The 14,565-nt window shown below is 30.4% G+C and carries 17 protein-coding genes; 2 read left to right on the forward strand and 15 right to left on the reverse strand.

The window, feature by feature from the left end:
• Window positions 1-313 precede the first annotated feature (313 nt).
• The 3 genes from U472_RS10670 to U472_RS10680 all read right to left on the reverse strand — a co-directional run bounded on the left by U472_RS10670 (window position 314) and on the right by U472_RS10680 (window position 2,726).
• Window positions 314-1,135 (reverse strand): sigma-70 family RNA polymerase sigma factor, encoded by an 822-nt coding sequence (locus tag U472_RS10670; RefSeq protein WP_176714152.1) that lies wholly within the window; start codon window positions 1,133-1,135, stop codon window positions 314-316.
• Between the two features lie 627 nt (window positions 1,136-1,762).
• Window positions 1,763-2,437, reverse strand: a complete 675-nt coding sequence (locus tag U472_RS10675) for a Crp/Fnr family transcriptional regulator (protein WP_068718303.1) — start codon at window positions 2,435-2,437, stop codon at window positions 1,763-1,765.
• Between the two features lie 91 nt (window positions 2,438-2,528).
• Window positions 2,529-2,726 (reverse strand): DUF1858 domain-containing protein, encoded by a 198-nt coding sequence (locus U472_RS10680; RefSeq protein ID WP_068718305.1) that lies wholly within the window; start codon window positions 2,724-2,726, stop codon window positions 2,529-2,531.
• 302 nt (window positions 2,727-3,028) lie between these two features.
• On the opposite strand from U472_RS10680, the gene U472_RS10685 reads away from it, so the two are divergent.
• A complete protein-coding gene (locus tag U472_RS10685) occupies window positions 3,029-3,811 on the forward strand; it encodes a M15 family metallopeptidase (RefSeq protein WP_068718307.1) in 783 nt (260 codons plus the stop codon).
• A 29-nt stretch (window positions 3,812-3,840) separates the two neighbouring features.
• Here U472_RS10685 and U472_RS10690 read toward each other — a convergent pair whose 3' ends face one another.
• The 4 genes from U472_RS10690 to U472_RS10700 all read right to left on the reverse strand — a co-directional run bounded on the left by U472_RS10690 (window position 3,841) and on the right by U472_RS10700 (window position 5,445).
• Window positions 3,841-4,134 carry a hypothetical protein gene (locus tag U472_RS10690; protein ID WP_068718309.1) on the reverse strand — a complete coding sequence of 98 codons (294 nt, stop codon included), beginning with the start codon at window positions 4,132-4,134 and terminating at the stop codon, window positions 3,841-3,843.
• 135 nt (window positions 4,135-4,269) lie between these two features.
• Window positions 4,270-4,545 (reverse strand): DUF1540 domain-containing protein, encoded by a 276-nt coding sequence (locus U472_RS10695; RefSeq protein WP_068718311.1) that lies wholly within the window; start codon window positions 4,543-4,545, stop codon window positions 4,270-4,272.
• A gap of 184 nt (window positions 4,546-4,729) precedes the next feature.
• Complete coding sequence (locus tag U472_RS16310; protein ID WP_176714153.1) at window positions 4,730-4,906, reverse strand: aspartyl-phosphate phosphatase Spo0E family protein; 177 nt, start codon at window positions 4,904-4,906, stop codon at window positions 4,730-4,732.
• A 164-nt stretch (window positions 4,907-5,070) separates the two neighbouring features.
• On the reverse strand, window positions 5,071-5,445 hold the full coding sequence (locus U472_RS10700; protein ID WP_068718312.1) for a hypothetical protein: 375 nt from the start codon (window positions 5,443-5,445) through the stop codon (window positions 5,071-5,073).
• A 302-nt stretch (window positions 5,446-5,747) separates the two neighbouring features.
• Here U472_RS10700 and U472_RS10705 point away from each other — a divergent pair, with 302 nt between their 5' ends.
• Window positions 5,748-6,026, forward strand: coding sequence for a hypothetical protein (locus U472_RS10705; RefSeq protein WP_176714154.1), 279 nt, complete (start codon window positions 5,748-5,750; stop codon window positions 6,024-6,026).
• 117 nt (window positions 6,027-6,143) lie between these two features.
• Here the strand turns inward: U472_RS10705 and U472_RS10710 are convergent, their stop codons facing one another.
• The 8 genes from U472_RS10710 to U472_RS10745 form a co-directional block, all read right to left on the reverse strand.
• Window positions 6,144-7,112 (reverse strand): polysaccharide deacetylase family protein, encoded by a 969-nt coding sequence (locus U472_RS10710; RefSeq protein WP_083189868.1) that lies wholly within the window; start codon window positions 7,110-7,112, stop codon window positions 6,144-6,146.
• Window positions 7,113-7,446: 334 nt separating this feature from the next.
• Window positions 7,447-8,217, reverse strand: a complete 771-nt coding sequence (locus tag U472_RS10715) for a nucleotidyltransferase domain-containing protein (protein ID WP_068718314.1) — start codon at window positions 8,215-8,217, stop codon at window positions 7,447-7,449.
• 100 nt (window positions 8,218-8,317) lie between these two features.
• A complete protein-coding gene (locus tag U472_RS10720) occupies window positions 8,318-9,028 on the reverse strand; it encodes a hypothetical protein (protein WP_068718316.1) in 711 nt (236 codons plus the stop codon).
• Window position 9,029: 1 nt separating this feature from the next.
• Window positions 9,030-9,734: a fluoroquinolone export ABC transporter permease subunit gene (locus U472_RS10725; protein WP_068718318.1), complete on the reverse strand. Its 705-nt coding sequence runs from the start codon at window positions 9,732-9,734 to the stop codon at window positions 9,030-9,032.
• Window positions 9,731-10,585, reverse strand: a complete 855-nt coding sequence (locus U472_RS10730; RefSeq protein ID WP_068718320.1) for an ABC transporter ATP-binding protein — start codon at window positions 10,583-10,585, stop codon at window positions 9,731-9,733. Before U472_RS10730 ends, U472_RS10725 begins: the two co-directional genes overlap by 4 nt.
• A 65-nt stretch (window positions 10,586-10,650) precedes the next feature.
• Complete coding sequence (locus U472_RS10735; RefSeq protein WP_068718322.1) at window positions 10,651-11,259, reverse strand: TetR/AcrR family transcriptional regulator; 609 nt, start codon at window positions 11,257-11,259, stop codon at window positions 10,651-10,653.
• A 361-nt stretch (window positions 11,260-11,620) separates the two neighbouring features.
• Entirely contained in the window at window positions 11,621-12,568 is a 948-nt protein-coding gene (locus tag U472_RS10740) for a DMT family transporter (protein WP_068718324.1), read from the reverse strand.
• Window positions 12,569-12,645: 77 nt separating this feature from the next.
• Complete coding sequence (locus U472_RS10745) at window positions 12,646-14,412, reverse strand: M3 family oligoendopeptidase (RefSeq protein WP_068718326.1); 1,767 nt, start codon at window positions 14,410-14,412, stop codon at window positions 12,646-12,648.
• Between the last annotated feature and the right edge of the window lie 153 nt (window positions 14,413-14,565).

Below are 14,565 nucleotides of genomic sequence, written 5' to 3' on the forward strand. Positions count from 1 at the left end.
GATTGACTGATTCTAGCTATACCTTTTATCTTTATAAATAAACACAGATTAGAATGGTTATTAAGAGTTATTTTTCACTTTTTATAATATCTCTATTAACTATATACAAGATAATTGTTAAATTACTAGAATTAATTATACCTCTATATAAAAAAGCAGACTTGCAAGTCTGCTTTTTTATATTCCTAACTAATCCATATTTAATTATATTATAATTATCTATTCCTTTCAATATAATCATTCAAGATTTCTAAATAAATAAGACATTATCTCTAATAAAATTTAAAATCTTGACCACTAATCAACTAAATAATCAGTTAACCATCACTAAATAATTATCTACACCTCTATTATAATTTAAAGATTTTAATTTCTCTAAGGCTTGATTGAGCAACTGCCTAATCCTTTCTCTAGAGAGATTCAATTTTCTTGCTATCTCTTGAAAAGTTCTCTCTCTACCATCCTCTAAACCAAATCTTAACTTAACGATTAACTCTTCACGCTTGCTTAAGTATTTCAATAAATTCTTAATAACTTCTTTTAAATCTTCTTTTAACACTTTATCTACTAAATCAAATTCACTAGGAATTAAATTAAAGAAATCATCCTCCTGCTCTTTACCTATCTTATTATCTAAGGAAGAGATATCTTGCTTCAACTCTATTAGGTCATAGACCTTCTCTATTGGTAAGTCTAACTCTTCAGATAATTCCTCTGGAGTAGCCTCCCGTTGTAAGATAGTTCGCATATAATCTTGAGCCCTCTTTAATTTATTAATATCATTTTGAATCTGAAAGGAGAGTCTAATAGTTCTTCCATGGCGTTTGATAGCACGTCTTACCTTCTGCTCTATCCACCAGGTAGCATAAGTACTGAACCTATAGCCTTTACTATAATCAAACTTCTCTACTGCTTTAATCAGCCCAATATTTCCTTCCTGAATCAAATCCAATAAATCTAAGCCTTGACCTGTATATCTTTTAGCAATACTTATTACTAATCTGAGATTATAACTAATTAATTTCTCTTTAGCCTCTTTATCACCTTGAGAGATTAACAGCCCTAATTTCTGCTCATCCTCCCAGTTCAATAACTTATGTTCACTCTCTTGAAAATATATATTGGTTAAATTCATTATCATCAACTCCCTTATTAAAATCGATTATTATCTATTATAGACAAATCAATAGGCTAAAATAATAACTTTTGAAAGATAGTCTCTTTATCTTACATTTTATATTATAGGTAATAATCTTGACGAAAGTATGACAATAATAAACTTTCTTATAAAAAAACTATATCTTAAAGAGCTAATAGTCTTAAGATACAGCTTCTTTTAGATAAATATAATAGATCATAATAGCTATGCTAACTAAAATTTCATATATATTCTACCATTTAATGGGTATAAAGCGACACTTTTCACTTTTTAAAAAACAAGCAAAAGGTCTAGAAGAAAATATACCTACGACTCTACAGAACAAGACTCTCCGTGGCTCTCTAGGGAATATAGAACAATTCCCTTTCGCACAAAACCAACCCACTCACTCAGCAATCAAAGTAATGAATACTACTATTATCTAAACTTCTTAATTAAAATTTAATTAATCTCTAAATCTTTGTTCAATTTTTGCTTCGTTCAAATAGGAATTTTTTCGGCTTAAAAACCTTTAAATTCTTTTAATTATATATTGTCAATTGTAAATTCAGAAAATGTCGCAATATCTCTATATAATACCAGTATCTCTACTAGCTCATAAGACTAAATAGTTTCCTTCAACCCAGCCAAATCTCTAATAATTATTTTCTGCCTAGAGACTGAGACAAGACCATCATCTTTAAATCTATTTAAGGTTCGAGATACTGTCTCTCTTGAAGTTCCAATTAAGCTAGCCAGCTCTTGTTGGGTCAAAGATAGGTTTATCTCCACTTTAGTCTCATCACCGATACCATGCTCTTGAGCTAGATAGACCAAAGCACTTGCTGTACGGCTAGTAGTATCCTTTAGCCCTAAGTTTCTTATCCGTTGCTGTGCTCTTCTTAATCTTTTACTCATAACTTTTAATATCTTTAGAGCAATCTCGGGAATCCTATACATCAACTTTTCGATATCCTTACCATTAATTATCCCTACCTCTGTAGCCTCCATAGTTATTGCAGTAGCAGGATAATTTCCATCATCAAATAATACTACTTCAGCAAAGATATCCCCAGCCTTTACTATATTGATAATCTGCTCTTCACCACTTTCAACCATCTTGATCAGTTTCACTTTTCCAGATTTAACTAAATATAATGACTCTCCTAAATCGCCTTCAAAGAAGATGATTTCACCCTTCTTATAGCTTTTAGTAATGATTAACTTACTTATTTCAACTAACTTATCAGTGTCCAATTCAGAAAAATAAGGATGTTCCTTTAAAATATCCTCTTCCATTTAATCCCCTCCTTACTAATCTATTATAAGATATATTTCTTTAATTGCAAGAAAAAAGCCCCGTTAACGGGGCTTTTTTAATCATCAATATTTAGTTATTAATCTTTTCATTTAAAGCTTTCATTATCTCTTCAAGATCAATCCCATGTACCATTACAGCTTGCTCAATTGCTTCTCCAGTAGCTGTTGGACACCCTAAACAATGCATCCCAAAACTCATAAATACCTCAGCAGTCTCTGGGTGTTTTCTTAATACATCTGAAATAATATCTGTTTTTTTAATCTCCATAATTAAAACCTCCTAGTTTATCTTTAAAGTTATTTTAGTTTCTGTAAAGATTATATTGATATTATAGTATTTCTTATTTAAAGATTATATGATATAACTCACACAAATTGAAATTATTAATCTTGTATCAATAATTAATCTCAGTTAATAAAATATAGTAAAGTGGTAAGAGTCAATTGTATAAAAAAGGAATTTCCATAATAAAGTACATACTTTTACAATAATCAAGGATTGCATTTACTACTAACAATTAATACAATGATTCTTGCTTCCGTTAATATTGCTAGAAGGAGGGACTTTTTATGAAAAAGAAATTATTCTTTATAATATTATTGTTTCTGTTAGTCAATACTTCTTCACCTACTTTTAGTATTACCTTTACCTCAATAGATAATTTATCTAAAGAGAAGAATAATAAAACAATTGATGATAATATTCAACAAAAGAAGAAAGAAAATCCTTCAAATCAGATTATTGAGGAGATTAATACAGTCGCTAAAGAGAAAGAGTCGGTAAACAATCCTTTAAACAAATTAGTCTTAGTAAATAAAGAGCAAGGGCTCCCTTCTGAATTCATTCCAGAGGATTTAGTAGTTCCAAATATTCCCTTTGCTTTTGCAGGAGATCATCCCAAAAAAAAGATAAGAATAGTAGCTGCTAAAGCTCTAGAGAAGCTATTTGCTAAAGCTAAGGAGGATAATATTGAACTTGTTGGTGTATCAGGATATCGTTCTTTTAACCGACAGAAGGAAATATTTGACTACAATGCTCGTCTAAAAGGGGTAGAAGCTGCAAATCAATATAGTGCTAAACCTGGGCATAGTGAACATCAAACAGGTTTAGCTATGGATGTTTCCAGCTCAGCTGTTAACTATGATTTAGTAGAAGAGTTTGGAGAGACAGAAGAAGGGAGATGGCTGTCTAAAATGGCCCCTGAATATGGTTTTATTATTAGATATCCAAAAGGAAAGGAGAATATTACTGGATATCAATATGAGCCTTGGCATCTGCGCTATGTTGGGGTTGAACATGCTAAAAAAATTGCTTATAATGACTCTACTTTAGAAGATTATCTATATAGTTAGAAAAGAGACCACGGTGGTCTCTTTTCTAACTATATATCTAAATCAATATCTTGATTATTGAGTAACTCCTGTAAGTTTCTCTTAATATCTGATAGATTATCTTTATTAATGTCATTATCTTGACTTATATTATTTAAGATATCACCAATTCCACTGTCATTCAAGAAATTAGAGAACTCTTCTTGATTATTCCTGTACATATCAGAAATATTTTTTACTAATTCCATGTTATCCTCACTTAGGTTATCTGCTCCTAGCTCCTTAATTACTTCAGGGTCAAGACCAGTAAGCTCTGATAACCTTTTTAACTTTTCATCACTCATTGTAACCCTCCTTTAACTATTATTTTCTCACTTTATTATATGTATGTTTAATTTTAGTATTTCTTGCATATACCCATGATATTTTTTGATAAAAACTCTTTCTTTAAAAGAAAAAACTGACAATTAATTGTCAGTTTAAACTTCAACATTATTATATTCACTTCCACCCATCCCTGATAAATACTTATCACGAGGAACAAAAGTCTTACAACAACTTTGATAACATTCATCCACTGGTGATGACCCTAAATCATTAACAATTTGATTGGTCTCTTCCACATCAACCTCATTTGGAAGCTTTTTGGCAAATTCATCACTAACTACTAATATCTTCTCGGCTATACACAGATTTGGACCTTCCCACCATTGACAATTATTGACTGTACAATGTACATGAGATTTGTGTGACATTAAATCAACTCCTTTTTACTCTTAGTATTAAAAAAAAGAGGATTTAATATTCCTTTTAAAAAAAGTTATTTTTGGTAATTTAAATTAATTCAACCTATATTTCTTAATAAAATTAAGATATATAGAAAGAAATCTATTTGTTTATAATTATTGTATAAACTCTATTTACTATAGAATCATACTATTAAGAATAAAAGTATAGCCCTGTATCATGGAATTTGGTATATATATTGATCAAGGTATCAAGCTCTAAACTCAATTGTACTATTTTAGGATGATAACTATCATATTCTAACCTACTTATTATAAGTTCTTCTCTTAATTTCTCAATCTTATCTTTAATTATTTCAGTAATGTCCATTTTAATCATCCTCCTCACCTCTTATATAATTATATCTTAGATATTACTAAATTAAAATATCTTATCAAAAAATAATAAAATAATGAGTAATTAAAACAAAATCTTAATATAAAAGATAGATTTATCAATAGTTAAGGTAATTCATATGTATTATTAAATAATTTTCAATTCTTATATAACTGCACTAAATCAGAAATTTCTTCCTCATTTAATTCCATTAGCATATTAACGATACTGCTTTTGTCATAAATTTCAAAATCGAAAGTTCTTTCAACCATTCTGTCCGTGAAGATTCCCCACTTATATAGTATTCTTCTTCCCCAGTTGATTAGATTGTTCTCTGCCTGTAGTACTCTACTTTCTACTTGCCAATAATCTAATTCATCTATTAAATCAAGCTCTTGCTCTAACATCTCTTCTTCTCCACATTCTTCTCTTAGCTCATTTATATATTGATGATATATATCATCAATTACCTTCTTATATCCTACAGCCAACATATACTCCTGTTGCTCCTTTGAATATTGATTAAATTGCATCTATATACCTCCTCGTATAATATATTTAAATCATTTATTTTGAAAATTTGAAATAGTCATTGATTTTTAAAATAATTCTTCCTAAGCTTATTATATAAGTTGGGCAAATAACTATTTCTCCGTGCAGCTTAACTGCTTTATTATAAGTTTACCTATTTTAAATTAAAATATGTAAACCAACAATAATATATAACATATTAATTTTATGGAAATTAAATAAAAATAAAACTATAATGTTTATTATTAACAAACAACAGTAAATCTACATATAATGTATAAATTATAATGAAAGGAGGATAAAGATGAGTAACAACAAGCCACAAAAATCCCATGATGACTATTATCCACCAAGAAGATCAGACCGAGGAGTAGCTCCTTATGATATTGTTCGAGATTTAAACCCTTTAGTTGATTATGCGATAGAGGAAGGTAGAACTGTAGGTCTAAGGCATGCCATTATGGAAGTAATGTTAATCTCATATCTAATGGGAATGGGCTTTGATTATAATACCGCTTATATGACTGTTGAATCTTGGGAAGTAAATGAGAGATTCCCAGGAGAATATGATTATCGCTATTAATAATAACTAACCAGTATTAGTAAAAGATAGCTTCTTCATAATTGTACTATAAGCCCTCTTCTCCTTATATGAAAAAGCAGTATGGCTGAATCAGCTATACTGCTTTTTCTATTTTAACTATTTAACAATAATTTGAGAAGCTATTCTATTATCATAGGTCTTTAAGAAGACTCTATTTCTAGAATATTTTAGAGATAAATCTAAGTCTAAAGATAAAGTTCCTTCTTCTAGCTCAACCTTTCTCCAACCATAACCAGAGATATATAGTTGAGCCTTTTCTATATCTGGACTAGTTCTAACTTCCACTTTGAGCAATCTATCATCCTCCACTGCTTCTGCCTGGTCTAACCATTTGACCTTTAAATATTTATAGGATAAATTCAATTTCAAATTTGAATCTTCTCCAATTGCAATCCTATCTAAATCAAATAGATCACTCTGCTCTGAAACAGCACCTAGATTCTGATTAAATATAGCTTTAAAACCAAAACTCTTAACCACTTCTTTAACTCTATTATCATACTCTCCATAAGGATATGAGAAGAACTTAACCTTAATCCCTAGATTATTATAAATATCATCTATACTCCTTTGTACTTCACTTTTCAATTCTTCTAAAGGTAATTTCGTTAAATGCTTATGTCCATAACTATGGCTGCCAATACTCCCATATCTACTTATCTCTTTTAACTGCTCCCAAGTTAAGAAATCTCCATACTTATAATTAATTGCCTTACTATTAATAAAGATAGTAAAAGGATAATTATACTCTTTAAATATCTCTAATCCATTTTCATAAAAACTCTTATAGCCATCATCTATAGTAAAAGCTACAGTCCTATCATCAATAGGGGTTCCCTCTTCAACCTGATTGACCAACTCTTCTAAGCTTAAGACTTGATAACCATTATCTTTAAGATACTCAAATACCTCTCTCAACCTTTGATTACTGATATTTGTTGAAGGGTATCTATGGTCATCAAAGCGGTGAAATACCAAAATCTTTGCATCACCGTAAACTCTGTGGCTTAGTAAAAGTAATATAAAGATAACTATAAATAAAGTAACCTTAATATATTTCTTCATATTCTCTTCCTCCTTATTTTTAAAAGTTTCCAATTCATATCTCTTAATCAAGCAAATTAAGTAATAAAATTTTCAAAAAAGAATACTCTAATGAAAATTTCTATACCTTTTTATTAAATCCTGCTAAATTAGAAAATTTAACATAAGAATACTTAAATTCAACAGTAAATTTCTATTAAAGTCCTTCTTGAAATTTTAGGTTAAAAACAGAAAATCGCCTTTACTGATACCAAGGTTTAAATTGATATCAACAAAGACGACACTTTAGTAAAATATAATGGCTAAAGAGTAAAACTTTTTTATTCCCTTGTTACTGTTCATTCAGTTATATAATCTATCCCCATACTTCCTCTAAAGTAGCTCTAAACAACTGATTTAATTTATCATAATCTATAGAATCTATATCTTTGATCCCCTTTACATACTCCTGATAATAGTGGAGTTTATCTTCAATAAAGTTATTAATAATGTCTATTCTATCCTCTATAACTAACTTCTCTCCAGATATCTTTCTAGCTAATAGTTTCTGAATCTCATTATATAAACTCTGATTAGAGTGCTGTAAATCTAATAACTTATCAAATTCCATAGGTGGAATACTCTGCTTCTTCTCTATCCACTGGCAGGCTAAAATTGGTCTTAAGACATAAAAATACTTTTTAATACTTACTTCCTCACCCTGCAAATACTTTTTATAATTACCTCTGGCCATATGTAGATAATGATACATAATAGCCTTAGATGAAAATTTTTCTCTACTTAATTCTCTCAGTTCTTCTATAATAGAATCATTCTCTAAATAAATTATCGGTGAAGATAACCATTCTAAAAATGATGGGTTTGACTTTCTAAATAACTGTAAAGCTTTTTTAAGATCCCAACCACTTATATCAAGATCCTGATTGATTGGATATTCTAAAACATCAAGTTTTTTATCAACTGATAGATACCATTGATAGGGACGAAGGTAGATAAAACGGACATCATAGTCACTATCCTCTGATGAAAGCCCCCATGCTCTACTCCCAAACTCAACAGCATATAAAATCTTAACTTGCTCTTTTTCTTCTATCTCATCTAACCTTTCTAATATATCTTCTCTCATTTAAATCAGTCCTTATTTTTTATAATTATTTAAGTTGAACTAATTTTTTAATAGATTACTGAACACCTCTCAATATCTATCTTAGTTCTAGGCTAATACATTAAATTAACTTAGCTTCAAATTTCTTTAATAAAACAAATAAAAGTAATAAATGAATCAATAAACCTATTAAAATGTTAAAATAAAATCCTTTCTCTCCAATAACTAAAAAACTCTCTACTGCCCAATAAAATGGTATTAGCCTAGCTAAAACAGTCCACCTTGATTCAATAAGCCTAGCCAAAGGAGCCATCATAAATAGCCCTAGACCTTTAGAAAAAGCAAGACCCTCTACCTTATTTCCAGCAAAGACTGTTAAAAATAATGCCGTAATTGGAGATTCGAACATACTCAACAAAGCCACTACTATTAGATTTAATACTGGAACTTCAACTAATCCTAAAAATGGAGTAAGAATCAAGATATAGATTAAACTAATCAGCATCGGCATAAAAATCCTATAGATAATATAACCCCTTTTTGATAGAGGAGTTAAAACTAATGCTTGTACTACACCTTCATCACGTTCATCTAATAATAAGAAACCTGATACCATCCCTATTAAGATAGGGACAAACAAGATAAAATAACCAGTAATCAGAGGGTAATAATTTACTAAATCAACCTTTTCAATAAATCTTTCTCGTAAAATAGGAACCCCATAACGAATTAATGTAGCAAGAATTATAGGTCCTGACATAATATAAATTAACATTATCTCACGAATAATATTCTTTAAATCATTTTTGAATAGAGTTAATATCCTCTTCACCTTATCTCTTCCCTCCTTTTAAGATAATAAATTTATAAAAAGATTTATATGCAAAGTGATAGACTATTATAATAGCTATTATCAAATAAGCTATCCCATAAATAGTTTGCCAGAACTCTATTCCAGAGAAAGCACCACTAATTAATAATAATGAGGCTTGAGTTGGCGAAAAATAAGAAAGAAAACTCTGGTATAACCCAAAATACTCAAAAAGAGGATAATTTAAGATCATCATATATATTATCGAACTAAATATATAATCATTTATAGTATTGAATCTAGCTACAGCAACAAATCCGATTAAGACAAAAAAGCAAGAGGTTAAGACTATACCACTAATCAATAATAAGTAATTAAACTCAGTACCATAACTGAATAGAACAATAATCATACTAGCTAATAAACCTAAGATAGTTAAAGAGACCATTTTGGAAATAAGATACTCTCTAATTCTTAAAGGTGTTGCAACTAGACAATCTAGAGTATTTTCATCCTTCTCTAATAAAATTAATCCTCCAATAAAATAAAAACCTAATAATGATGGGTCAGAGAAGATAATTATCGGTAGTAAGAAGGCTGATATCTTAACTGCTAAGAACCTTAAAGTAAGTATATAAAAGAGAACAAGTATTGCATAGACCCCATAGAACCCATATTTAAACTGTAAGAAGATATCTCCCTTGATATTGGCTAATAGTCTTCTCATAATAAATTCCTCCCAGTAGCTTCAATAAAGATATCTTCTAATGTAGCTTCTTGGGTATGGATAGTTTTAATCTCCTTAGAGTTCAATAATTTATTGAACTCTTCATTCTGACCAATCTTTTCCAACGGAAACTCTTTGCTAAGAGTCTCTCTTCCTTGGTAATACTCTACCCTTACTATCCTCTTTCCTCTCTTTACTTTCAATTCCTTAGGAGAATCAATCAATTTAATCTCTCCATCAACAATAAATGCAACCCTATCACACAACTTATCGGCTACAGTCATATTATGGGTAGTTAAAAAGATGGTCTTTCCTTCTTTCTTCTTCTCCAATATAATCTCTTTTATTTTCTTAGCATTCACAGGGTCCAATCCTGAAGTAGGTTCATCTAAGAAGATAAGCTCTGGTTGATGAATAAAGGCTCTAGCAAAATTAAGTCTCATCTTCATCCCTTTAGAAAAATCTGCTACCTTAATATCAGCCTTATCACCTAATCCAACCATCTCCAATAATTCCATTAAGTCTGCTTTCTTACCAGTATATAATGAACTAATAAACTTTAAGTTTTCTTTAGCAGTCAACTTATTATATAAATTAGGTAATTCAAAGGAGATACCTATCTGCTCATAATAATCTTTTCCCCAATCTCTTATCTCCTGATTCATCACCTTAACTTTACCTTGGTAATCCTTCAATAAGCCGATAATAATCTTCTGCGTTGTACTCTTCCCAGCCCCACTTGGTCCTAAGAAACCAAATATCTCCCCTTTACCTACATTAAAATCAATACCTTTAATCGTCTCTTCAGAGTTATTTGAATAAGTGAAATGCAAATTTTTAACCTCTATCATTTTTCTACCTCCTTATATTTAAAATCAATTAACATAATATTTATTTGATCATTTAATGATAAAGACTAGTTCCTCTTCACAGTTAATCCTTCAGTCACAAGGTCAATCAATAAATCCATAGTTTCAGGATAGATCTCTTCACCTATCTCTTTTTTATGCAAACTAATAGAGATAACTGCTCTGATTACATTAATTATAATCTCCGGATCTTCTTCTATTAATCCTCCTTGTTCTTGCCACATCTCTATTACTGGAATAAGTGCCTTAACTGATAAACTTCTATGCTCATCCCACTGCTCTTTACTTAATTTTTGATAGGCATAATCTAAATCATCAGAGTTATAGATTTTACTGATAATAGGGTTTTCTTCCATTTCCCGTAAGATAACTTTTATCAAGCCTTTTAATCCTCGAGCTGCATTTTTAGAATTATTCAAAATCTGTTGGCTAATTTCACCTCTTAGTTTATCGCCTTCCAATTCAAAAATAGTAAAAAATAACTCCTCTTTAGAACTAAAAAAATTATAAAAACTTCCCTTAGATATTCCAACTGCTTTGGTTAAATCAGATATAGTAGTTTTTTTTAAACCAAATACTGCAATTAGCTCTTTTCCTTTCTCTATTAATTCTTCTCTAATCAATTCTTGTTCTTGCTGCGAAAAATGTCTTGGCATATTAATCTCCTTTCTAAAAACAAATGAACGTTTTATTATTTGGGTCATTGGTATATAAAAAAATATTCTTTCAATATCATACTCTTATTTGTATTATACTTACATCCAAGAAATCTATCAATATTCTTCTTGGATTATTCTAGATACCAAATTTTAGCCGATGAGTATTTATAGACCTCACCCCTTAATGCCCTTCGGGTCTAAAGAACAAGCACTCTGCACACAATCAGTCTCTCCTTCTCTACTGAGAGAGGTCTCCCTTCTCCTAAGAATAGGAGAAGGGTTGGGGTTGAGAATGAGGTGTGAAGGTTTTAATTCTCCCTTCTTAATTTTAAATTTAAATAATTAAAAGTTTAATTCATCAGACTCTCTCTACATCTACTACTCTCTTTTTATAGTTAATAATTACAATCCCAACCGATACTAAAATTAATGCTGCCAATATATTAAAATTTAAACTCTCTTCTACTAATAATAAACTGGAAAAGAATACTCCACTGACTGGAATTACAAACTTATAGATAGTAATATAACCTAGGGGATTATATTTGATCAAAGTATACCATAGAGCAAAACCTACTGCTGAAACCATAGCTAAATAAATTAATAATAAGAAGGTTGAACTAGTAAAGTTTAGGCTTAATGGCTTTACTTTAGTAATTGAAATCAAGAATAAAGTAACTGAACCCACTAACATCTGATAGGCTGTCACCAACATAGGATCGATTCTTCTGGTCAGGCTTTTAGCTATAATACTGGCTATAGTAGCTACAATCGCTGATGAGATTAAAAATCCCTCTCCTAAGAAAGTAAAGGAGAAGTCAAAGCTTCTCTGCTTTAAATTAACAATTATAACTCCCAAAAGACCTACAACTAATCCTACCCCCTTTTGAAGATTGAGTTTATCATTCTCATAGATGAAATGAGCCAAAATAACCGTTAAGAAGGTTCCTGTTGTGCCTAATATGGAAGCTTTAGCCCCAGTAGTATTGGCAAGCCCATTATAGAAGAAGAAATACTGTAAAGTAGTCTGTAATAATCCTAAGAACAATAGGGGCTGAAAATTAATAATTTTTAGCTTAAAACTCTTCTTACCTTTACTTAAAACTTGATAACTTAACAATAATAATGATGCTATAAAGAAACGATAAGATGCAAAAAGCATCTTTAAAAAGTAATCATCTTTACCTATCTCCAACGCCTCATAACTTAGCTTTAAAGATGGAAAAGCAGTCCCCCATAGTAGACAAGCTAAAATTGCTAATAATGGTACTAAATATTTATTAGTAAAAATATCTCTTTCTCTCATTCATTACTCAATCCTTTGCAATATGTGTTTAATGTGAGTAGATTCTACATATTTAAAATCTTTACTCACACTAGTTATCAAAATTTAAGAAACTCTTCAATATCTCTCTTAATAATATCTAAAGAATTTCGCCAAAAATCTATAGAATTAACATCTATTCCAATAGTTTTGGCGACATTTATTATATCATTCTTCCCACTAACAGCCAATAAAGAGTTATATTCTTGTATAAACTCTTGACCCTTCTCTAAATATTGAGCATAGATACCCTTAGCAAAAAGTAATCCAAAAGCATATGGGAAGTTATAAAAGTTCAACTCTGCTGAATAATAATGGGGCTTACATAACCACATATAAGGATGTAGATAATTATGGTCTAATCCTCTACCATAGGCCTTCTTTTGAGCATCTACCATCATCTCTTTAAGCTCATCTACTGATAAAGATGACTCCTTTCTTCTCTTAAAGACTTCACTCTCAAATAGATAACGGCTATAAATATCAACTATTACCTGCCCGGCATCAGAGATTGAACTCTCTAAAATAGTCAAGACTTCTTCTTTAGAAGCCTTATCTAATGTTGCCTTTTGAACGATAGTCTCACAGAAAATCGATGCAGTCTCTGCTAAAGGCATGGGATAGTCACTATTGATTATACTCTCATCAACTAAGCAACTTCCATGATATCCATGCCCTAACTCATGGGCTAAAGTCAAGACATCACTTAAACTCCCTGTAAAGTTTGCTAAAATTCTACTCTCACCTATTGGATGGATATTGCTACAGAAGGCTCCCCCTCTCTTCCCATCTCTAGGCTCAGCATCTATCCACCGTTTAGCAAAGGCATTATCGGCATAATTGGCTAAATCATCATTAAAACTCCTAAAGTTATCTACTATGAACTTCCTTGCTTCATCATATGTAAATCTCATCTTAGCCTCACCTATTGGGGCAAAAAGATCATAAAAAGGCAATCCATCATTATACCCTAATAGTTCTGCTTTCTTTCTATAATAATTATGAAAGAGTGGTAAATACTCTTTGATTGCTTTAAACATCACTTCTAAAGTCTCAGCTTCCATTCTAGAGTCTAGCAATGTCTTTTCTAAAGGACTCTGATATCCTCTTTGCTCACTGATAGTCAGTACTTCACCTTTAATTCCATTCAAAGCAGCTGCGATAGATTCCTCTATTTGTTCATAGGACTTTAACTCTGCCTGATAAGCATTTTTTCTAAGAACTAAGTCATCTTCATAAGCCATATTCCTGATAACTGGTAGTGGCAACTCCTTCTCCTCACCATCTATCTCTATCTTAACCAATAAAGTAGAAGTCAATAAATCATATAGCTTCTCCCATGCTTTAGAAGCAGTACTGCTCATTTTAGCAATTAATATCTCTTGTTCCTCACTTAACAGATACTTACTCTCTTTAGCCAATTCCAATAAGAAGAACTTATGTTCAGTTAATAGCTTAGAAGACTCTATTATCCTTTCTAAATCATCTAAAGAAGCAATCCATTTTTGGAACTTAACAGAGGGCTTTGTTAATAAGACCTCTTTTTCTTCTAAACTCTCTATTACCTTTAGAGCCTGCTGATTCTTAGCTTCTACACTCAAAGTTAGTTGAGAAAAATTGAAAAGCAGTTCAAATAAAGTATAAATCTCCTTTAATAAGATTATGTATTCTTCTGCTTGCTGTATAGGATTATCTCTATTATCTAAACCATCTTCACTCAATTTACTAATCTCACTAATCTTATCTTCTAATCTCTTAAAATCACTTTTAAACTTTTTAGAATCAAAACTGGGATATAACTCCTTCAAACTCCATCTTAAATCCATCTCATCAACTCCTCATCTCTATTTGATATTACTAGCATAGTATAAAAAAACTAATTTCTTGTCAAGATAAAGTTATTTTTGATACTTGCTAATAATACTACTCAAATCTAAAATTTAGTTTATATAATACTGTTATATTATTCTTTTATAGTG

Origin of the sequence: Orenia metallireducens (assembly GCF_001693735.1) — a bacterium.
Classification (GTDB): Bacteria; Bacillota; Halanaerobiia; order Halobacteroidales; family Halobacteroidaceae; genus Orenia; species Orenia metallireducens.

Bases quoted from the DNA above. Each gene is read 5' to 3' on its own strand.
- U472_RS16310 (WP_176714153.1), bottom strand. From the start codon at position 4,906: ATGGACATTACTGAAATAATTAAAGATAAGATTGAGAAATTAAGAGAA.
- U472_RS10705 (WP_176714154.1), top strand. From the start codon at position 5,748: ATGAGTAACAACAAGCCACAAAAATCCCATGATGACTATTATCCACCA.
- U472_RS10740 (WP_068718324.1), bottom strand. From the start codon at position 12,568: ATGAGAGAAAGAGATATTTTTACTAATAAATATTTAGTACCATTATTA.
- U472_RS10675 (WP_068718303.1), bottom strand. From the start codon at position 2,437: ATGGAAGAGGATATTTTAAAGGAACATCCTTATTTTTCTGAATTGGAC.
- U472_RS10685 (WP_068718307.1), top strand. From the start codon at position 3,029: ATGAAAAAGAAATTATTCTTTATAATATTATTGTTTCTGTTAGTCAAT.
- U472_RS10690 (WP_068718309.1), bottom strand. From the start codon at position 4,134: ATGAGTGATGAAAAGTTAAAAAGGTTATCAGAGCTTACTGGTCTTGAC.
- U472_RS10735 (WP_068718322.1), bottom strand. From the start codon at position 11,259: ATGCCAAGACATTTTTCGCAGCAAGAACAAGAATTGATTAGAGAAGAA.
- U472_RS10680 (WP_068718305.1), bottom strand. From the start codon at position 2,726: ATGGAGATTAAAAAAACAGATATTATTTCAGATGTATTAAGAAAACAC.
- U472_RS10745 (WP_068718326.1), bottom strand. From the start codon at position 14,412: ATGGATTTAAGATGGAGTTTGAAGGAGTTATATCCCAGTTTTGATTCT.
- U472_RS10700 (WP_068718312.1), bottom strand. From the start codon at position 5,445: ATGCAATTTAATCAATATTCAAAGGAGCAACAGGAGTATATGTTGGCT.
- U472_RS10730 (WP_068718320.1), bottom strand. From the start codon at position 10,585: ATGATAGAGGTTAAAAATTTGCATTTCACTTATTCAAATAACTCTGAA.
- U472_RS10695 (WP_068718311.1), bottom strand. From the start codon at position 4,545: ATGTCACACAAATCTCATGTACATTGTACAGTCAATAATTGTCAATGG.
- U472_RS10725 (WP_068718318.1), bottom strand. From the start codon at position 9,734: ATGAGAAGACTATTAGCCAATATCAAGGGAGATATCTTCTTACAGTTT.
- U472_RS10670 (WP_176714152.1), bottom strand. From the start codon at position 1,135: ATGAATTTAACCAATATATATTTTCAAGAGAGTGAACATAAGTTATTG.
- U472_RS10715 (WP_068718314.1), bottom strand. From the start codon at position 8,217: ATGAGAGAAGATATATTAGAAAGGTTAGATGAGATAGAAGAAAAAGAG.
- U472_RS10710 (WP_083189868.1), bottom strand. From the start codon at position 7,112: ATGAAGAAATATATTAAGGTTACTTTATTTATAGTTATCTTTATATTA.